21 protein-coding genes are annotated in these 18407 nt (G+C 45.2%); 11 read left to right on the top strand and 10 right to left on the bottom strand.

Annotated elements, in window-relative coordinates; genetic code table 11:
- Window positions 1-82 precede the first annotated feature (82 nt).
- Genes ACLWOR_RS16810 through ACLWOR_RS16795 form a run of 4 tightly spaced genes read left to right on the top strand, consistent with a single transcriptional unit; the run spans window position 83 to window position 4752 of the window.
- The gene (locus ACLWOR_RS16810; RefSeq protein WP_413941966.1) at window positions 83-1480 is read left to right on the top strand and encodes a M16 family metallopeptidase; all 1398 of its coding nucleotides are present in this window, start codon (window positions 83-85) and stop codon (window positions 1478-1480) included.
- 6 nt (window positions 1481-1486) lie between these two features.
- Window positions 1487-2890: a M16 family metallopeptidase gene (locus ACLWOR_RS16805; protein ID WP_413941965.1), complete on the top strand. Its 1404-nt coding sequence runs from the start codon at window positions 1487-1489 to the stop codon at window positions 2888-2890.
- Window positions 2891-2941: 51 nt separating this feature from the next.
- Window positions 2942-3748, top strand: a complete 807-nt coding sequence (locus tag ACLWOR_RS16800; protein WP_413941963.1) for a TIGR02147 family protein — start codon at window positions 2942-2944, stop codon at window positions 3746-3748.
- A gap of 11 nt (window positions 3749-3759) precedes the next feature.
- Window positions 3760-4752: a hypothetical protein gene (locus ACLWOR_RS16795; protein WP_413941962.1), complete on the top strand. Its 993-nt coding sequence runs from the start codon at window positions 3760-3762 to the stop codon at window positions 4750-4752.
- Here the strand turns inward: ACLWOR_RS16795 and ACLWOR_RS16790 are convergent.
- Complete coding sequence (locus ACLWOR_RS16790; RefSeq protein WP_413941961.1) at window positions 4749-5468, bottom strand: hypothetical protein; 720 nt, start codon at window positions 5466-5468, stop codon at window positions 4749-4751. The genes ACLWOR_RS16795 and ACLWOR_RS16790 overlap by 4 nt on opposite strands.
- Before the next feature lie 76 nt (window positions 5469-5544).
- Here ACLWOR_RS16790 and ACLWOR_RS16785 point away from each other — a divergent pair, with 76 nt between their 5' ends.
- Together ACLWOR_RS16785 and ACLWOR_RS16780 are read left to right on the top strand one after the other, a co-directional pair.
- Window positions 5545-6450, top strand: coding sequence for a LysR family transcriptional regulator (locus ACLWOR_RS16785; protein WP_413941959.1), 906 nt, complete (start codon window positions 5545-5547; stop codon window positions 6448-6450).
- A gap of 122 nt (window positions 6451-6572) precedes the next feature.
- Window positions 6573-8483: a methyl-accepting chemotaxis protein gene (locus ACLWOR_RS16780; protein ID WP_413941957.1), complete on the top strand. Its 1911-nt coding sequence runs from the start codon at window positions 6573-6575 to the stop codon at window positions 8481-8483.
- A gap of 23 nt (window positions 8484-8506) precedes the next feature.
- Here ACLWOR_RS16780 and ACLWOR_RS16775 read toward each other — a convergent pair whose 3' ends face one another.
- The 8 genes from ACLWOR_RS16775 to nrdR form a co-directional block, all read right to left on the bottom strand.
- Window positions 8507-9040, bottom strand: coding sequence for a hypothetical protein (locus ACLWOR_RS16775; RefSeq protein ID WP_413941956.1), 534 nt, complete (start codon window positions 9038-9040; stop codon window positions 8507-8509).
- Window positions 9041-9176: 136 nt separating this feature from the next.
- Window positions 9177-9602 (bottom strand): trypsin-like serine protease, encoded by a 426-nt coding sequence (locus ACLWOR_RS16770; protein ID WP_413941955.1) that lies wholly within the window; start codon window positions 9600-9602, stop codon window positions 9177-9179.
- An 80-nt stretch (window positions 9603-9682) separates the two neighbouring features.
- A complete protein-coding gene (locus ACLWOR_RS16765; RefSeq protein WP_413941953.1) occupies window positions 9683-10036 on the bottom strand; it encodes a hypothetical protein in 354 nt (117 codons plus the stop codon).
- Window positions 10037-10217: 181 nt separating this feature from the next.
- Window positions 10218-11066, bottom strand: coding sequence for a pyruvate, water dikinase regulatory protein (locus tag ACLWOR_RS16760; protein ID WP_413941952.1), 849 nt, complete (start codon window positions 11064-11066; stop codon window positions 10218-10220).
- On the bottom strand, window positions 11066-11623 hold the full coding sequence (locus tag ACLWOR_RS16755) for a GTP cyclohydrolase (RefSeq protein ID WP_413941951.1): 558 nt from the start codon (window positions 11621-11623) through the stop codon (window positions 11066-11068). The genes ACLWOR_RS16760 and ACLWOR_RS16755 overlap by 1 nt, the downstream gene beginning before the upstream one ends.
- A gap of 38 nt (window positions 11624-11661) precedes the next feature.
- Window positions 11662-12114, bottom strand: a complete 453-nt coding sequence (locus ACLWOR_RS16750) for a hypothetical protein (protein WP_413941950.1) — start codon at window positions 12112-12114, stop codon at window positions 11662-11664.
- Window positions 12114-12521, bottom strand: coding sequence for a transcription antitermination factor NusB (nusB, locus tag ACLWOR_RS16745; protein WP_413941949.1), 408 nt, complete (start codon window positions 12519-12521; stop codon window positions 12114-12116). Before nusB ends, ACLWOR_RS16750 begins: the two co-directional genes overlap by 1 nt.
- Window positions 12460-13044, bottom strand: a complete 585-nt coding sequence (nrdR, locus tag ACLWOR_RS16740) for a transcriptional regulator NrdR (protein ID WP_413941948.1) — start codon at window positions 13042-13044, stop codon at window positions 12460-12462. Before nrdR ends, nusB begins: the two co-directional genes overlap by 62 nt.
- Window positions 13045-13224: 180 nt before the next feature.
- Between nrdR and ACLWOR_RS16735 the strand changes: the two genes are divergently transcribed.
- The 4 genes from ACLWOR_RS16735 (at window position 13225) to ACLWOR_RS16720 (ending at window position 16457) form a co-directional block, all read left to right on the top strand.
- Window positions 13225-13869 carry a hypothetical protein gene (locus ACLWOR_RS16735; protein ID WP_413941947.1) on the top strand — a complete coding sequence of 215 codons (645 nt, stop codon included), beginning with the start codon at window positions 13225-13227 and terminating at the stop codon, window positions 13867-13869.
- Window positions 13866-15056, top strand: coding sequence for an RsmB/NOP family class I SAM-dependent RNA methyltransferase (locus tag ACLWOR_RS16730; RefSeq protein WP_413941946.1), 1191 nt, complete (start codon window positions 13866-13868; stop codon window positions 15054-15056). Before ACLWOR_RS16735 ends, ACLWOR_RS16730 begins: the two co-directional genes overlap by 4 nt.
- Window positions 15057-15134: 78 nt before the next feature.
- On the top strand, window positions 15135-15653 hold the full coding sequence (locus tag ACLWOR_RS16725; protein ID WP_413942178.1) for a hypothetical protein: 519 nt from the start codon (window positions 15135-15137) through the stop codon (window positions 15651-15653).
- Between the two features lie 72 nt (window positions 15654-15725).
- A complete protein-coding gene (locus ACLWOR_RS16720; protein ID WP_413941945.1) occupies window positions 15726-16457 on the top strand; it encodes a hypothetical protein in 732 nt (243 codons plus the stop codon).
- Window positions 16458-16460: 3 nt separating this feature from the next.
- On the opposite strand, the gene ACLWOR_RS16715 is transcribed toward ACLWOR_RS16720, so the two are convergent.
- Window positions 16461-17078: a hypothetical protein gene (locus ACLWOR_RS16715; protein ID WP_413941944.1), complete on the bottom strand. Its 618-nt coding sequence runs from the start codon at window positions 17076-17078 to the stop codon at window positions 16461-16463.
- A 239-nt stretch (window positions 17079-17317) separates the two neighbouring features.
- Between ACLWOR_RS16715 and lgt the strand changes: the two genes are divergently transcribed.
- On the top strand, window positions 17318-18376 hold the full coding sequence (lgt, locus tag ACLWOR_RS16710; RefSeq protein WP_413941943.1) for a prolipoprotein diacylglyceryl transferase: 1059 nt from the start codon (window positions 17318-17320) through the stop codon (window positions 18374-18376).
- Window positions 18377-18407 lie beyond the last annotated feature (31 nt).

The following is an 18407-nucleotide window of genomic DNA, read 5'->3' as shown; positions in this document are numbered from 1 at the left end:
ATATCCTCTAATTCTTGTCAGGTGAGACCCCGGATTTCACAATGAATCTGGTGGTTTTCTCTTACAAGGATTGTAGGTGTTTATGAAACGATTTTTTCCCGCTCTCGTGGGCTTAAGCTTTGCTTTGTCTGCATATGCTGTTGAACCCACTCCTCCCGTCGGTCCCACAAAAAATGAAGTCATCGGCGCGATTCAAGGTTGGTCTAAAAAGAACGACCTGAAAATTTCTTTGCCAGTCACGCGCTTTGTTTTGGAAAACGGTTTGACCGTGATCCTTGTAGAAGACCATGCCGTTCCGATGGTGAGCTACCACACTTGGTATCGTGTCGGCTCACGTGATGAATCGCCAGGTGTGACAGGTGCGGCTCACATGCTTGAGCATATGATGTTTAAGGGTGCGAAGAAATACGACGGCAAATCTTTCGATCGTATTTTTCATGAAAACGGAATCACCAATAACGCCTTCACCACCAATGACTACACAGGCTTTTATGAAAACTTACCAAGCTCAAAGCTTGAGTTGGTGATGGATATGGAAGTCGACCGTATGAGCTCTTTGTTGCTGAACCCTGAAGATCTAAAAAGCGAAAAAGAAGTCGTGAAAGAAGAACGTCGTTGGCGCGTCGATAATAATCCAATGGGTCTTGTGCGTGAGCTGATGATGGGCACTGTCTTTAAAGCTCATCCGTATAAGTGGCCAGTAATTGGTTATATGAAAGACATCGAAGCGTATGATGTAGAGAAGCTTCGCTATTTCTATAACACTTACTATGTACCAAATAACGCTGTTCTGGTGTTGGTCGGGGACTTCAAAACTTCAAAGGTAAAAGGTTTGATCGAGAAGTATTACGGTAAACTACCTTCGCGACCATTGCCGCAAAAAGAACTGGCGCAAGAAAAAGCTCAAACCGTGCAGCAAAATGCCATTCTTCACAAAGATGTTCAAAACAGCTCTTTTGTTGTTGCGTTCCGCGCGCCAAAACAAGGAGATCCGGATATGTATGCTTTGGACTTGGCGGCGAATATTTTGGGCAACGGAACTTCCAGCCGTTTGCATCGCAAGCTGGTTTATCAAAAACAAATCGCGACATCTGCATACTCGTTCAATTACTCAATGAAAGATTACGGTGTTTTGGCAGCAGGTGTTAGCTTGAAGCCGGGCCAAGGAACACAAGAGGCTTTGGATATCGTGTATAACGAAATCTGGAAGCTTCGCAATTCGCCAGTCACTCCGAAAGAACTGGAAAAAGCCAAAACTCAAGTCATGAAGGATCTCGTCGATAGCCTGAAAACAATGGACGGAAAAGCACGTGCCTTGGCGGTGAATGAAATTGTCAATGGAACTTACGAGACTCTTTTCACCGATCTTGAAAAATACGATGCGGTGACAGCTGATGATATCAAACGTGTTGCCGAGAAGTACACTCAACAAACTCAGCGTTCAATCATCACTCTTGCGCCGAAAGCGAAAAAGGAATAGCCGACTATGAATAAACTTATTTCGACTTTATTATGCGCGTTTGTTGCTTTCCAATTTGTGGCTTGCGCAAGCCAAAAGACAACACAAAAAGCACCTCCGGGTTATGTACAAAAAGGCAATGGCAGTTTCCAACTTCAGCCTTATAAAGAAAAAACTTTGGCCAATGGTTTAAAACTTGTTTTCATCCAAGATAGCACTCTTCCGCGTATTAGCCTCACGATGTTGGTGAAAACCGGTACGATGCAAGAGCCCATTGCCGGGTTGAATGCGCTCACAGCATATCTGCTTGAGCAGGGCACGCAAACTCGTGATGCCATGAGAGTCGCAGATGATTTTGGGCAAATTGGAAGTTCATTGGATATTGCTCCCGGAGCTGATTTTACGACGATCTATTCAGACGCTCTGTCGATGGATGCCAATGAGGTTTTGACTTTGTTTTCAGACGTGACAATGAATCCGGCATTTAAAGATCGCGAAATCAATCGTCTGCGCAGTCAAATGTTGGCTGGCCTTCAAAAGAAAATCGACAACCCGTCGTCATTTACGGATGATGAAGCGGATCAATTTCTTTTCGGAGAGCACCCTTATTCACGTGATGTGAATGGAACGAAAGAGAGTCTGCCGCAAATTAGAAAGCAAGACATCATCAAGCATTACCTGACGTTCTATCGTCCTAACAATGCTTCGCTCGCAGTGGTTGGTAATATCTCTCCAGAATTTGAAAATAAAGTCGAAGAGATCTTTAGCAAATGGACAAAGCGTACCGCGCCTGACGTGAAAGTGACGGCACCACCTGCGATTGAAGGTCTGCAAGTGAAACTTATTGTGAAAAAGAATTTGCAGCAAACGCAAATTCGTATCTCACAACTGGGCATTGAAAGAGCCAGCGCAGATTACATCCGCGTGCGTGTTGCCAACGAAACTTTGGGTGGCGGCTTTGCAAGCCGTTTAAACCAAAAAGTTCGTGATGACCTGGGTCTGACTTATTCGATCTATTCCTACTTTGACACTCGTAAAGAGAAGGGGAGTTTTGAAATAAGTACATTTACAAAGAACGAAACCGCAGGGCAGACCCTCGAAGAAAGTCTTAAAGTTTTAAAAGATTACGTCGGTACGGGACCTAACGAAACCGAGCTCGCGGCGGCGAAAAACCAACTTATCGGACAGTTCCCAAGAGCTATTGAAACGGCGGACCGCTTGGCCTTCAATATATTGGCTTTGGACTTCTATGGTATCGGCATTGACTATCTGACGGACTTTAATAAAAACGTAACGGCGATTCATTTGAAAGATATCAATCAGACAATTCAAAAACATTTCGATCCAACAAAGGTAAAAGTGACGATCTACGGGGACGCAAAAATTATCCCGCAGTTCGAAAAGTACAAGCCGACTATTGAGCGTTTGTAATAGCAGTTTTTACAATTGAGTTCGTCATTCTGAATTGGTATATCCAGCGGAATGACGAACAGTACTCAGTTATTTTTTGAAGACTATCGCCAATATCTCCGTGAGGCTTTCGACCTCCGTTCTAGCCGCAATAAAAATTATTCTTTGCGCTCGTTTGCTAAAGATCTAGGCTTAGCGGTTTCAACTTTGACTGAAGTTCTTGCCGGCAAATATGGTTTGTCGCCAGAGCGCGCAACAGACGTTGCGGTTCGACTGAATTTGAGTGCCATGCAGTCAGAGCATTTCTGCAATCTCGTGACTATGCGCTTTTCTCGTAAAATGGAAGCTCGCGAAGAAGCTCGTCGTGCAGTCGAACAACGACTTTCCACTCACACCCAAGAAGTTCCCACAGAACAATTCAAGACGATCGCACAATGGCAGCACAGTGCTTTGCTGCGTTTGCTTGAGACCAAAAACTATGTACAAGAAAATTCTTGGATCGGACAACGTTTGGGGCTTCCGCCGGAAGAAGTCGATGCTTTTTTTGAGCGGCTTGAAAAATTAAATCTGATCGTTCGCGAAGATGGAAGATTCAAACCCACAGGTGAATTTGTAACGGTCGGGGATGGTCGTGCATCAGAGGCTCTTCGTCAGGCACATAAAGATATAATGAAAAAAGCCATCGTCGCGATTGATGATGTGCCAATCAACGAACGTCAAATGTCGTCGACGATGTTCGCCATCGACAAAAATGATTTAGAAGCGGCAAAAGAAGAACTCACGCAGTTTCGCCGTCAGTTTGCTTCGAAATACTGTAAGGGCAACAACACCGACGACGTTTATGTTTTGGGAATGCAATTTTTTAGTTTGTTGAATTAAGTGGAGCTCCTATGAAAATTTGGATGATGTCTCTTATACTTACAATGACAACTTCAATAGCGCTGGCTCGTGGTGGCGTCACTGATTTAGGTAACGGTGGGGCTGGCGTTTTAGTAAACGGTCGCCCTGTTGTTTTGGATCTTTATGAAATGGGCTTGGAAGAGGGTGCAATTGATCAATCGATCAAGCCGGATGCTGACATGATCGCAGCTGTTTTAGGGCTCGATTTATTGAATTCTTCAGAAAAGGGACTGTTAGCAATAAAGCTCACGGAAGTTTCTCGATTGAATGCGCGAGTGGGAACGTTGCTTGCCATGGGCCTGAGTCGCTACATCTGGCAGGTTGTTCAAGCAGATCTCAATGTGATTCCTGAAAAAACACCTCTTGATGTGGAAACAGTTCAATTGGCAAACAGATTGGGATCTGTGGTTCGCATTCAAAAAGGTCTTTGGGACAAAATGAGTTCGTCCAACAAAGTCGCACTTCTTATTCATGAAGTGGTTTACGCCTATGCGCCTTTGCGCATAGCCGGTGAGTCCTTGTATCGACAAGACAGCATCCCAGTGCGCGAATTGGTAGGGCTTTTATTTTCGCCAGATCTGCGCAAACAGACGCGCTTAGCCCAAGATTTGATGGAAGGAATGTTTAGCTATTTAAATGCGAGAGCCGCATTCACAACCGGCGATCTTTTGGTGACGATTACTTATTACGCGACCAAGGGACTTCCGACGACGAATAATCTGACTGACTTTTGTAGCAAAGTTCGCGAGCGCACAACCACGAAGCTGCCGTTTACCGGATCTCTGAACATTCGCGGGAATGTGGAAGTGATTGCTTTAAGTGACTACAAGACTCTGGCGGGTGTACAGAAACGTTTGATTTTCTGGGAAGCGGAATATCTCGACAAGAACCTGAATTTTAATTTTACATCTGAGAACGCGGCAGCCTGCGAAGCGTGGCTTGAGGCTGCCATCATGGCTCGTTACAGAAAGATGTATAACTAGCGTTTCTTTTTACGTGCTTTCAAGAAGATGTAAGCACCGATTGCAGCTAACAATAAGGCTCCACCTAACAACATAGTTTTGTTCGAGCCTTTGCCTTCATTCATTCCATCACCTTGAAGCATATCTTGCGGCATGGCTTGGCCGATTCCCACTCCCAACGTTTCAGAACCTGGTCTTAGAGAACTACGGTCAGGTGTCGACAAAAGATTTTTTGCGGCAATCACGCGCAAGCTCATCACGGCTTTGAAAAAGTCTTGGCTGTATTTTGTGTAATATTGTTTGTGCGCGCTGAATGTGACCAAGATCGCGATGCGATCTTTGATCGTCGCAAGATAGCGCGTGAAGTAATTTGGAACTTCAGAGCCCAGGTGCAGGGAATCAATCCAGTTTTGGTCATTGATTTGGACGGTTTTAGATTTGTACACGACTTTAGACTCGCTCATAGCACCGCCACGAGCTGTTAATGTGATCGGAGAGTTTAAATGCGTTTCATAAAGAGGGAATGTATCGGTGGGACCAACCTCTTTAGCCGTGAGGATAATGATGGCCTCTTTGGATTCTTTAGTTTGTTCGCTCCGACAGACCCACTCTGTTTGTTCGAGATTACACTTCCATGTGTCTGGCATCTCAAAGGAGATGTAGGCGTTACGAAAGACTTTTGCTTGTGCGGCAAAACTGAGTAGAATAACTGCGAGTGATACTAACAAAGACTTCATGCAGAACCTCTTAGGTGAATGCACTAAGTATAATAACAATTTGCCCTCGGATCAAAGCGCAAAGGAGTAAATTCTTGTGAAGAATATTTATCAACTGACGACCTTTGTGACCGTCATGAGCGAAGGCAGCATGACAGCCGCCGCAGATAAGCTTTACCTGACTCAGCCAGCAGTGAGCCAGCAGATTCGTAACCTAGAGGAAGATCTAGGGGTCGAGCTCTTGGTGCGGGGAGTGAGGTCCATTAAAGCTACACCTCAGGGCGAAGTTCTCTATGAATACGCGAAAAAAATTATTCACCTTACACAGCAAGCGGAAATTGCGATCAAGTCAATTGGCAATCAAATGCGTGGGCAGCTTCGCATCGGCAGTTTGAATTCCATTGGTTTGCATTTGATGAGTCCGATTGTGGGGCGTTTGATGCGTCACAATCCGGATTTGCAAATCAAAATCGATTACGAGCGTGGAGAAGAGTTGATCAAAGGATTTAAAAAATCCGTTTACGATGTTCTGATCATTCCTGACGTCAAAACAGAATTCTCGACGGAGCTTGAAGGCTGCGAGCAAAAGTTTTTAGCGAAAGAGGAAATGTGGCTGGTCGGTACAAGTAAAGACGAAAAGATGCCTCAGCATATTACGACAAAAAATTTGGGCGAGTTTCCTTTGGTGAACTTTACGGAAGAATTTCCGAATTTCAATAAGCAGCTCATGGAAAAATTGGATGGCCAAGGTGTGAAGTACAGTTCAATCTTTGAGTCTGCCAATGTTGGAACTTTGAAGCGTGTTATCGAGGCTGGATTGGGTTGGGGATTTTTACCAGCACATTCCATCAAAAAACAAGTGCGCTCGGGGCGGTTGAACCGCGTGTACGTGAAAGATCTTTCTTATGAAATCGATCTGATGTTCTATTATAAACGTGCATCAGAAAGCCGGCCTTTGATCGAGGTCTTCTATCAAACACTCGCACAACAAGAAAAAGCATAAGTCTTTGGTCTAGCAATCCCCTCTGTAAATCTGAGGGGACCTCTTGTAATGATAAATGGGTTTATATGCCTGAGTTTTCTTCCGAAAAGGAATTCATAAATTCTTTTTTGGAAAGAGAGCCCATGAAGAAAAACTATTCTATTCAGGTCAAACTTGCAGTTCCTATTCTTTGTCTAGCGATCCTCGTTCTGGGAAGCATGACATTTATCATGGCCCGTAGCGGTCACGAAAATGCGAGGAAGTCGGCCACTGAAGAAACAGTCGCAACCGCACAAGCGGCCGCAAGTGATATGCGTCTTGCCGTCGAGCGTGGACTGGATATCGCCAGAACAATGGCACATCAATTAGAAGCGCAGAAAAAACACGGTTTTACATCTCGTGAAATGGTGAATGATACTTTGCGTGAACTTCTCGAGAAAAATAAATTCCTTATCGGAACTTGGACGGGTTGGGAGCCCAATACATGGGATGCTCGTGACACAGCTTACGTAGATAAAACAGGTCACGATAAAACAGGCCGTTTTGTTCCCTATTACAATTGGGAAAAAGGGAAATCAGTTCTCACGCCTTTGATTGGTTACGACCAAGCTGGTGCGGGCGACTATTACCTCGTTCCTAAATCTCGCCTAAAAGAAACAATGGTTGAACCTTACTTGTATCCAATCGATGGCGTGCAAGTTTTGATGACATCTGCAGTCGTACCTATTGTTATTGAAGGTCAATTCGTAGGTGTTGCGGGCGTTGACTTGCCACTTAAAGAAATTCAAGCCAAAGCTGCGACGATCAAACCTTTTGAAACGTCTGAAGCTTTCGTTATTACGGCTGCGGGAAACTACGTTTCTCATCCCGATGAAAAACTGATCACGAAACCAGCTGATTATCCGTTTGAACCAGAAAAGTTTCAAAACGCTATTAAAAAGGGCGAGCTCTTTACTCAGTCAGGTGTGGATTCTCGTGACGGTAAGGAATACTTATACGTCGTTGCTCCAATGAATATTGGTTTCACGGAAGCTCCGTGGGCTTTGGTGGTGAGAACACCAATGAAATCCGTATTGGCTGAAGCTAATGCCGCTTTGATGACTCAGCTCTTTATCGCTCTTGCGGGTATTGCGGTTCTATTCTTCGCAGTTCTCTTTATCGCACGTTATATTTCTAAGTCTGTCAGCCAATTGTCGGAGAAATTGTTTGTATCAAGCGAGCAAGTTTCTTCAGCAATCAGCCAGCTTTCAATTGCGGGTCAATCATTGTCGCAATCTTCAAGTGCTTCTGCAGCTTCTTTGGAAGAAACAGTGGCGTCTCTTGAAGAAATGACTTCAATGGTAAAAATGAACTCTGAGAATGCGAAACAAGCAGCGGCGTTGTCAGCGGCATCTTCTGATGCAGCAACTCGCGGTGAAGTTGAAATGTCTTCTCTTTTGGCTTCAATGAAGGAAATCTCTTCTTCATCGAAAAAGATCGAAGAGATCATCAATGTGATCGACGATATTGCGTTTCAAACAAACTTACTTGCTTTGAATGCCGCGGTTGAGGCCGCTCGTGCTGGTGAGCAAGGTAAAGGTTTCGCGGTCGTCGCGGAAGCGGTACGAAGCTTGGCACAAAGATCCGCATCGGCGGCTAAAGACATCACTTCTTTGATTAAAGAATCCGTTAACCAAATTGAAGAAGGAACAGTGAAAGCAGACAAATCCGGCGAAGTTCTAAAAAACATCGTTCAGTCTGTTAAGAAAGTGTCTGATTTGAATAATGAAATCTCTGCTGCGAGTGAAGAGCAATCAACAGGTATTTCACAGATTTCCAAAGCGATGAACCAATTGGACCAATCCGTTCAGTCCAATGCAGCTTCTTCAGAGGAAATCGCTGGGACATCAGAAGAGATCAACACACAAGCTCAGGTGATGAAGAAAGTCGTAGACGATCTGAACATGGTTGTCTATGGATCCAAAGGCGGCAATATGGAACACACGCCGCCTCCTCCTTCTGGAAATCACGATCAAGAAGACCCATTGTGGGCAGATATGAAGAAGGCCGCGTAAGCGGCCTTTCTTTTTTGCTTGAATTATCTTCCGCGAGGATAATCCGCACACTTCGATGCAAGGGTTTGGTCGTTGTTATAAATAAGTGTGTAAGCGGCATCGACGGTATTACGACCGATGTTTCTAAGGCGCAATCGTACGGGTCTCAGAACCATTGGAAAAGCTCGTAGATCTGAGAACACAAATCCAGAGCCATAATTACATGCCGATCCTCCGGCACTTTTTACCATGTCGACCAAGTTTCTTCCCGTAGCCACATCATAGACTTCAAATACAAGTCCCTGAAGTGCAATTTGGTCTTTCCCTCTTTTCCAATCCGGATCGCCTTTGAACGAAACACCAATTTGAAGGGTGGCGTCGAGTTGAGTGTAAAGAAGGCAATCGCTCTTTAAATCAACGATCAACTCTTTCACTTCACCGGGCCTTAATGTGTAATATCTAGAATCAGCAATCGCTGTATTTGCAGCATCACAATATATCGCCATTACGTCAGAAGATTGCGCTTGAGCCAGATTAAGCTTCAGCAACAATATTCCTATCATTAAGAGAAATCTCATACGAACCCCCCGATTGTACTGATATCAATGCAACCCAAGTGCCACGGTAACATCTTGAAATTTCTAGGGTTAGGTTTCCTTAATATGTAAAGCGATCAGCCCCGAAGCTCATGGGTTGTTGTGGATATCTAAGCCATTAACGACACTTATAAACTCTATGCTCTGATCTGGACATGATCGATAGTTCTACGTTCCAAATAGAGTCGACCATTTCATGGTAGCTATTGAGGCTTTGGCGCGAAACTTTTTCTTGAAGGGTTCCATCTTTTGGTAAAGGGAAAGGCTTTTTCGTTTTGGAAAAGTCACGGCGAAACACGCCAAGAGCCAAATCGTATCTTCCGCCACTGCCGTCGTATTCGGGGTGAATCTCACGGAGTGAGACTTTACCTGTATTTTCAGCTGAAACATTTCGAATGTTTGCTGCCATCGTGACATACACTTCTTTATTCGATGAATCGAGGCAGTGTGCGGCAGTCAGGAAGACATTTTTTGCGACCAGAGTGCGCCTAATAGTAAAAGAGATTGAATATAAGCTTTCACAAGTCCTCCGATTCGAGGGCAAATTAGACCATCTTTGAATGGAGGACTGTGAACTTCTTTGAACTTTATTGTTAAGGGCGTAGGTCTGAACTTATTACCGTATTAGTTGCCCAATGCCACTTCGCACGTTGTGGTGTTGACGGGGAAACTGATGCGTTTTTCGTTCGTGCAGTGAAGGGATGAAAGGCTTGTGCTGTCGTATCCAAATGGAGTGCTACGATGTTCTTGGCTGTCTTTTGCAATGGCACAAGCATCACCAACGCTTCTTGCGGCTTTAATATTACGAGTGACTCGGTTCGACTCTTGGCCCAACGGAGTGCTTCGGCTGCGATTGTAAGTGGCAACACAGTTGACTCTGCCGCCCACGGCATCCAAAACTTTATTCAAGACATCGCCCCATCCTGCGTGGGCTGAAGTTGATGACACTAAAAGGATCGTGAAAAGGACTGATTTCATAAAGGCTCCATTTCAATTTAAGGGTTGGGTTAACTTGAATTGAACTTAAATGGTGCTCTTGAAAAACGCGATTTATTTGAACTTAAAGTGTTCGTCGTAAGAGAACGTCAAAAAGTTAGACGGATGCCTTTAAAAGGGATCTTGATCCACGTGACTATTGGAATCGTGAAAGTATCATGACTTAGAAAATTACGCTGTCTGGTAATCCCAATCGGGCCGCGATAATACGCACGATTTCGCTCGCTGTTTCTTCAAGCGCACGTTCCGTGACGTTAAAGACGGGCCAACGGCGATTCAGTTTGAACATGCGTTCTGCGTATTCGATCTCTTTTGCAATGTGAGACATGGAGGCGTAAGATCCGCCGGGGTCTTGGCCGAACTTTTCCAAACGACTCTTACGAATTCGCTGCAAAGAATCCATATCGATAATCAAACCGACAATACGGCGTTGATCGATTTTGAATAATTCTTCAGGTAGGGGAGTGTCGAGTACCATCGGAACGTTTGCGACCTTCCAGCCTTTATGGCTTAAGAAAATCGACAGTGGCGTTTTGCTCGTACGAGAAATCCCCACCAGAACGATGTCAGCTTTATCTAATTCCGCAAAAGTTTTTCCGTCATCGTGTTTAACTGTGTATTCAATGGCTTCGATTCGTTTGAAGTATCTTTCGTCGACGGCGCGAAGAGCACCGACGTGGGCTTCTGAGTGTTCGCCAAAGAACGTATCCAAAGTGCCAAGCAGCGGACCTAGCAAATCAAAATAAGGAATACCTTTGCTTGAGGCCATTTCACGGATTTTATTTCTTAGCTGTTCGCTGGCGACCGTATAAACCAACATCCCACGACGCTCAAAGCATTCTTCGATCACAGCTTCGGCTTGCATCTCTGTTCGCACATTTTTACTGCGAATCATATTGATGTCTTTATTCGAGTACTGAACTAAGGCTGCACGAATCATCGTCGCCGCTGTTTCACCGGTACTGTCAGAGAGAATATAAATCGTGTAGGTTTGATTCGAATCGTCGCTCATTAATCGGCAAATCCATTGATAAGAGCTGTGCGCACTTGCGTGATATGATCTTTCAGCCAAATATCAGGCAATGTTGAAAACAACAAAAAGGCAAAGTCAGGAGTTGCTTTGATCAACAAGCAAGAGCTGCGTTGTTGCGGATCAAGATCTTGCAATTGTAATTTCTCAAGCAACGGTCTTGAATCGGTTTTCAATACGGTCAATAGATCTAAACTTGGCAAGCTGATCGTGAGCTTTGCCGAGTTTTTCAAAAGCTCTGTTGCACCTTTGTGAAAGAAGGCTTGCGCTTTCCATTCGCCGTCATTGTTCTCTAACAATACGCCTGAATCAAAAAGTAAAGCCAAGCGAGAAAACGCCACAATCGCGCGATCGATATGATCTTCCGGCAATCCTTGTGAAAGGCCGCGCACCAAAGAAACATCGCGAGAAGCTTCAAACATTTCTTGTTGGGATTTTTTCTCATCAGCATTGGGATCGAAATCATTTTCCAAAAATGATTGCAGACGCTTTTGAAAGTGTGTGAGTTTTGAAACCAGTGCTTGTGAAATCTTCTCCATGAAATCCTCGTCCTTTTATTTGACGGGATCTTGGGACTTTAATCAAGTACGACTGTGAATTCTTGAGAGGCCTGATGCTTTTGCCATTGTTGCTGAAGGTTCCCAGCACTTTGTCCAGGTGGTAAGAAAATGCGCAGACTTGGCTCTTTCAGATCGCGCCAAGTTTTCACAACCTTCTCAGTCCAATCCGACATATTCTCTGTCCAAGGAATAACCAAAACCCACTTATTCGGAAGAAGATCAGCCGATGAAATCATGAGTGGAGAATCTGCAGGCAAAGAAACATTCGGGAAACCTTGTTCGGTTTCACGCAGAACATAACCGACAAACTCCGGAAGCTTGGGAGTGTGATGGCGAGAAGCCTTGCAGATTTGGAAATTCAAATACCAATCAAGCTTTGCCGTCCAGCGCGAGCGTTCCAAGTCAGGCACGATCCACAGGTCAGAGCCGGGATTTAATGCGCTGGCTTGGGAAAGCACGCTGACAGACATTAGTGAGCCTTGCTGACTTGGTCGAGAAGACCATTTACGAAACTCGCTGATTCGGTTGTTCCGTATTTTTTTGCGATCTCAACGGCTTCGTTGATGGCAATGTTTTCTTTGATTTGTTCAGAAGCGAATTTCATTTCGTAAACAGCGATGCGCAAGATATTGCGATCAATCGTTGCCATACGCTCAACCTTCCAGTGAGCACTGGAGGCTTGGATTTTGCTATCGATAGCAGCTTTGTGTTCCTGTACGCCTTTGATCAAAAGATCCGCGTACTGGATGGCTTCATTATCATAGCTTTCTTCAAAAACTTCCATCAGCGCACGAACGCTGATCTGTGCAGAAAATTCAGTTTGAAAGAGGATTTGCAGGGCGAGTTCTCGGGCCTGGCGTCTTGCTGTCAGTTTCATGATTTACTTGTTTCTCGCTTTCTACAAAATTCAGAGCGGTCAGACTTAATTGTGGATTATTTGCGTCCACAAAATCAAGTAGTTCAGCATCTTCCAGTGTCTCAACAAATTCCTGAACGTCTTTGAAAGTTCGATAAACGCTCGCGAAACGGATGTAAGCAACGTCATCGAGTTGTTTCAATTCGGCCATGACTTTTTTTCCGATCAGACGAGAGGAAATCTCACTCTCTCCGCGGTTGATGACCCATGCTGAAATGCGCTCTACCACAGCTTCGATTTGCCCCAAGCTGACAGGGCGTTTTTGACAGGCGGCTTGCAGACCTTTAAAGATTTTCTCTTTATTGAAAGGCTCGCGGCGACCGTCCTTTTTGATAATAAAAGGGAAGGCCAACATAATTGTTTCAAGCGTAGAAAAGCGAGCCTTGCACTCAAGGCACTCACGACGGCGGCGGATGCTGCCATCTTTCTGCACTCTCGTATCTAGTACTCGGTCATCAGCGTGACCACAAAATGGGCATTTCATAGGCTTAAGTCCCGTCCAAAAACTTGTTTGGAATCTAGGTTCCCCAGAGGAGAGAGTCAACGTCGCGAGGCAATTGCGCGCAGGGTCAATTTAACTTAAGACGAGGGCCTAAAACCCTTTACAGTTTGGCTTTGGCGGTCAAAAGTTTTAAGGCTATTATGTGCAAGGATGAGGTGCGTTGTGAAGACACTTTTAATCACTCTTTTTGGCTCTATTTTACTCAGTTCAGCAGCATTTGCCCAAGATGCGCAACCACGTGTCGGTCGCGAGGCCGCGGCGAAGTACTTCCAAGTCAGCGAACCTAATAACTACGACGTTCGAAATGAGGGTGGCAGTCTTCGTGGAGCTTCTGATCACTATTTGGCTCTGCATTTTGGTCGTTATATGGCTTCGCAATCCTACGATTGGGGTGACAACGGTCAAGAAGACGACGTCGGTGGAAATTCCTTCGGCCTCACATACCGTGTGGGCGAATGGCACAACTCAATGGACTTGAACCTGCGCTTAGATTACGCCGAATACAATCTTGAAGGCGGTCGCCCGACGAAGTTGTCCTTCTTGCCATTGATCACTTTTCCGGATGCAAACTCACGTTTCCCTCTGTATTTCGGGATCGGTGCGGGGTTAGGTGTGTTCTTTAAACAAATCGACAGCAAATCAGCGATCTCTTTTGACTACCAATTGGTCGCAGGTGCGAGATTTTTCGATGTCTTTGAAAATACTGGATTCTTTATTGAGGCTGGGCTAAAAAACCACCTTCTGATTCTGTCATCAGGTCAGTTGAATGGAACCTTCTTAGCCGGTGGATTGGTATTTACGTTTTGAAAATTCATAGACTGCTCGTAGAACAAGTTATTTATGCCCTAGAAGAAATTTTCGAACACGGGCAGTACGCTGATAAAGTGATCGAACGCGTGATGAAGGCGAACCGCAAATGGGGCGCTCGCGATCGTAAGTTTTTTGCTGAGACAGTCTATGAAATCGTTCGTTGGAAAAGATTATTAATCGAAATCACAGGTGAGGAAGATTGGTGGCGCGTATTTGGCGTTTACTTCCTTCGTAAGGGTGAAGAGCAACTTCCGAACTGGGAAGAGTTCCACGGTCTTTCACTTCCTAGAATCCAAGAGCGCGAAAAGAAAATTACGAACCCTGCTATTCTTCAGTCCATGCCGGACTGGATGTATGAGCGTGGCCTTAAAGAAATCGGTCCTGAATTCGATCAAGTGGCGAAAGCTTTAAATCGTCCTGCCGAAGTTTTTTTGCGCGTGAACACTCTGCGAATTCAACCCGACGAATTGATCAAAAAACTAGCTGAGGAAGACATTCAAGCAGAAAAAGTTTCTCCGGATTTGCCAGTGGCTTTGCGTTTAAAAGAGCGCAAAAACGTTTTCGTGACGGATGCTTTCAAAAAAGGTTTCTTCGAAGTTCAAGATGCGGCTTCGCAAATGGTGGCAGCACTGTTGGACGTGGAGCCCGGTCATCGCGTCGTCGATGCGTGCGCGGGTGCGGGCGGGAAAAGCTTGCACATTGCAGCTCTTCTGAAAAACAAAGGCAAAATTATTTCTCTCGATATTCACGAGTGGAAGCTCAAAGAACTCAAAGAACGTGCGCGCCGTAACGGTGTCGATGTGATTGAAACGCGCGTGATTGATTCCAACAAGGTTATTAAGCGCATGGAAGAGTCTGCGGATCGGGTGCTTTTGGATGTGCCTTGTTCAGGTATGGGCGTTTTGCGTCGTAATCCAGATTCAAAGTGGAAATTAAGTAACGACGAAATCACGCGGCTTCAGCAATTGCAGTACGAAATCCTGACGGGTTACTCGCAAATGACCAAGAAGGGCGGACGTCTAGTCTATGCGACGTGCAGTCTTCTTCCGAGTGAGAATGAGCAACAGGTGGCCAAGTTTATTGCTGAACACGGTGATAAGTGGTCCCTCGTCAAGGAGCTCCACTTACGTCCTGACCGCGAAGGCTTCGACGGCTTCTATGCCGCTCTTTTGCAAAGACATTAAAAAACAGGATCTCAAGCTGAGATAAAAACTGCCGATCAAGATTCTGTGAAGAATTTGTTCGTACTCCTTTTTATTTTAATGTTTGTGAGTTCCTCCCGCGCAGGTGCCTTATTGGAAGTGGGGGGGACTTATTTAAGTGACAGCACAAACAGTTCTTCCACAACAACTTCGACCAAGTATCTTTATCAAGTCGGCGTTCTTTTTAACATTCGCAAAAAGATTTGGGGCGGGTGGAATTATTCTGGAATTTCACACACGGACAAAAACGATGAGACGGAAACATTTACCTCGATGGATACCGGACCCTATTTCAAATGGGAATTTGGTAAGAATGAAGTTTTCAATTTAGGTTTTGCTTATAATATTCTCAGCCGCGCGACTTTTAAAAATGGAAGCGTGAACGAAAAATGGGAAGGCACAAGTTTTTGGTTTCAGTTTGGCGTCATGCCAGAGATCAAAGAAGGATTGCACATCGGTGCATCACTGAACTATTTCGCTGCAAGTTATACGAAAAAAACCGTCGAGAGTGTAGAATCCACGGACTCCAACTCCAAGACTTGGATTTTTCCCATGCTAAGTCTCACCAAACAATGGTAACGCATTGCAATTAATTTGAATCCTTCAAGAAGCCCCTGTTAGAACTCCAAGGCAACAAATAAGGGGGTCCTCATGTTACGTTCATTAGTGGTATTTGCACTAACAACTGGTATGGCTGCTTCATCTTTCGCGATGGATAAAGCTTACTTCGAAATCAAAAATGTAAAAGTAACTGACGTTACAGAACAACAAGCCGATCTTTTCGCAGCAAAAAAAGTTTTGCCAGAAGATTGCAACTCTCAACGCCCATTGCGTGCCGTTCGTTCAAACGAAGTGAAAAACAATCCAGCTGCAGGACCTCTTGATGTTGTTGAAGCAGTTGTTGATCAAATCATCAACATCGGTAAAAAAATCTTCGCGGTTATCGCGCAAGGTAAACCGGTTGTGAACTTGCAATTTGATACTGCAAACGCATTGCCTGCGGGCGTTCAATGCTGGTCGGACCTTTCTGGTTGGAATGCTCCAGCATCACGCGTTTACAACGTTGTGTATGAAAACGGTCTTGGTATGGCGGTTGTTGATTTCACATACCGTGTAACTTACGTAGCTGGTGGTTCAGTAGATGGCGTTGGTCAATACATCACAAACGCAACGATCTTGCCTGCTAACTTGTCTGTTGCTTGGGGCTTCCAATTCGACGCTACTGCGCAAATCCCATCTGTATTCAACATGGGTTCTAAACAAGAACCTCTAGCTGGAATGCAAATGAACATGGCGTGGAAAGTAACTTCTCCAGTTGCTCACGAGCAATCTGTTGAAAGCTTCCACATCAGCGGTAAAAACGAACTTGTTCACATGCAATAGTCTTTAGAAGAAAATCTTAAGACCTGTTCGAATCCCTGTGCGCTCGGTGAGAGTCTCTTCGATCGCAGCAGGGATTTTTGTTTTAAGAGACTCTTTGTACCATGTCCCGAAAATTCGGAATGCTTTAAAGTCGATAAAAAGACCGCCCTCAACGAGCTCGTCTTTTACTTCTCCTAATTCGTTATTGTCCGTCGGTAGGAAATAGCGATATTTGCCGTCCATACCGAAATACTTCGTCAAATAAACCTGTAGGGCCGCTTGCCCGAATTGCTGAGACAGGCGAGTTGGAGTTGTTCCACTCATTTCACGGGTGCGCAGGCCGTAAGACAATGTCAGGCCGGTATTCTGGATCGAGTTCCCGAACAGGCGGATATTAAAAAGCCCAGTGAGGTCATTGAATTTTTCTTCGGTGTTATTTTCGTATTCACCCGAAACTCCGACAAGTTGAGCATAGGCCGCGAGCTCTCCTGAATAAGAGATTCCGTCGGAACTTACAGGCGAGGTGCTAGGGTCGCGAACTTCGGACTTACCACTGATGTAGGATCCACCAATCATGAATTCGAATGGCGAGGGCGAATTCAGGGAAAGCCACATGTCCATCATGCGGTTTCTTTCCTTCATAGCCAGCCAATCTGTGAGTGAGAAACGGGACTTTTCCCGTGCCGCCGCCCTTTGGGTAAAATCGATCCCGCTGCCCCATTTTCGACCTTGGGCATGAGTCGCAAATGAAGACAGAGTGATAATGCATAACAGAAGCAGAGATGAAAATCTGGACATGGAGTTATTTTCTCGCTTTTATGTGGGAAGGTCTAAAGAATCCCATGTTGGAACAGTTTAAGTGTCTCAGAAAAGGATAGCTTGTGGTTCACGATTTCGATCCCTTTGCTCTAAGAATTTCCGGTGATTTCGGTATCCGCTGGTATGGTCTGTCGTACATGATGGGCTTTATCTGTGCTTATCTTTTGATTCGTTGGCTTGCGACAAAACAACGCGCGGGCATGACAGCACAGATGGTGGGTGACTTTGTTACCTACGCGGCGATCGGAACTTTGGTGGGCGGTCGTTTGGGTTATGTGTTTTTCTATAGCCCGGATCTTTTGACGAAGTTCAAATCCACGTTCCCATTCTGGGGAGTGTTGGCAGTAAACGAAGGCGGGATGGCCAGCCACGGTGGTATGATCGGTATCGTTGTAGCGGTTTTGCTGTTTGCTCGTAAGTACTCTGTGAATTCATTGTACCTGTTGGATTTGGTTTCTGTATCGGGTCCTATCGGTGTGTTTTTTGGTCGTATCGCGAATTTCATCAATGGTGAGTTGGTGGGTCGTCCTTGTGATCCAAGTTTCCCATTGGCAGTGAAATTCCCGCAAGATATCACAATGTGGCCAGGACAAGAGCCGGAGCGTTTGAATGCTCTTGCCGATGTGGTCGACAAAGTGGGCGTGAGCCGTGAAACTTGGCTAGAGCTGGTTGGTAAATTCCGTTTTGACGGAGCCGCTCGTGACCAAATGTATTCGATCATGACTCAAACAATTGATGCGATTCAAAACGGCAATACAGCTGCAAAAGAAGCGATTGCTCCTTTGCTGACACCTCGTTATCCATCGCAATTGTTTGGCGCCGTAGGTGAAGGTCTATTTATTTTCTTGGTGCTGTTCTTTTTATGGAGAAAGCCACGTAAGCCAGGATTTATCGCGGCCACATTTGTTGTCTTGTATGCAATCGTGCGCATCTTGGATGAACATTTCCGTATGCCAGACGCGCATATCGGTTTCCAATGGTTGGGTCTGACGCGCGGTCAATGGTTGAGTATCGCGATGTTAACAGTTGGCTTGATCTTGATGTTCGCATGGAGCCGCGCAAGCTCGCTCAAAATTCCCGGCTGGAGCCGCGGACACAGCATCAAGCTAAACCGCAAATAGGTACCTGCTTTCTTTCGTGTAGAAAAGGTAC

The organism is Bdellovibrio sp. HCB2-146, from assembly GCF_047345725.1.
In the GTDB taxonomy this organism is placed as follows: domain Bacteria; phylum Bdellovibrionota; class Bdellovibrionia; order Bdellovibrionales; family Bdellovibrionaceae; genus Bdellovibrio.
This window is presented reverse-complemented; position numbering and strand designations above follow the sequence as displayed.

Bases quoted from the DNA above. Each gene is read 5' to 3' on its own strand.
- ACLWOR_RS16810 (WP_413941966.1), top strand. From the start codon at position 83: ATGAAACGATTTTTTCCCGCTCTCGTGGGCTTAAGCTTTGCTTTGTCT.
- ACLWOR_RS16805 (WP_413941965.1), top strand. From the start codon at position 1,487: ATGAATAAACTTATTTCGACTTTATTATGCGCGTTTGTTGCTTTCCAA.
- ACLWOR_RS16800 (WP_413941963.1), top strand. From the start codon at position 2,942: ATGACGAACAGTACTCAGTTATTTTTTGAAGACTATCGCCAATATCTC.
- ACLWOR_RS16795 (WP_413941962.1), top strand. From the start codon at position 3,760: ATGAAAATTTGGATGATGTCTCTTATACTTACAATGACAACTTCAATA.
- ACLWOR_RS16790 (WP_413941961.1), bottom strand. From the start codon at position 5,468: ATGAAGTCTTTGTTAGTATCACTCGCAGTTATTCTACTCAGTTTTGCC.
- ACLWOR_RS16780 (WP_413941957.1), top strand. From the start codon at position 6,573: ATGAAGAAAAACTATTCTATTCAGGTCAAACTTGCAGTTCCTATTCTT.
- ACLWOR_RS16775 (WP_413941956.1), bottom strand. From the start codon at position 9,040: ATGAGATTTCTCTTAATGATAGGAATATTGTTGCTGAAGCTTAATCTG.
- ACLWOR_RS16765 (WP_413941953.1), bottom strand. From the start codon at position 10,036: ATGAAATCAGTCCTTTTCACGATCCTTTTAGTGTCATCAACTTCAGCC.
- ACLWOR_RS16760 (WP_413941952.1), bottom strand. From the start codon at position 11,066: ATGAGCGACGATTCGAATCAAACCTACACGATTTATATTCTCTCTGAC.
- ACLWOR_RS16755 (WP_413941951.1), bottom strand. From the start codon at position 11,623: ATGGAGAAGATTTCACAAGCACTGGTTTCAAAACTCACACACTTTCAA.
- ACLWOR_RS16750 (WP_413941950.1), bottom strand. From the start codon at position 12,114: ATGTCTGTCAGCGTGCTTTCCCAAGCCAGCGCATTAAATCCCGGCTCT.
- nusB (WP_413941949.1), bottom strand. From the start codon at position 12,521: ATGAAACTGACAGCAAGACGCCAGGCCCGAGAACTCGCCCTGCAAATC.
- nrdR (WP_413941948.1), bottom strand. From the start codon at position 13,044: ATGAAATGCCCATTTTGTGGTCACGCTGATGACCGAGTACTAGATACG.
- ACLWOR_RS16725 (WP_413942178.1), top strand. From the start codon at position 15,135: ATGTTTGTGAGTTCCTCCCGCGCAGGTGCCTTATTGGAAGTGGGGGGG.
- ACLWOR_RS16720 (WP_413941945.1), top strand. From the start codon at position 15,726: ATGTTACGTTCATTAGTGGTATTTGCACTAACAACTGGTATGGCTGCT.
- ACLWOR_RS16715 (WP_413941944.1), bottom strand. From the start codon at position 17,078: ATGAAGGAAAGAAACCGCATGATGGACATGTGGCTTTCCCTGAATTCG.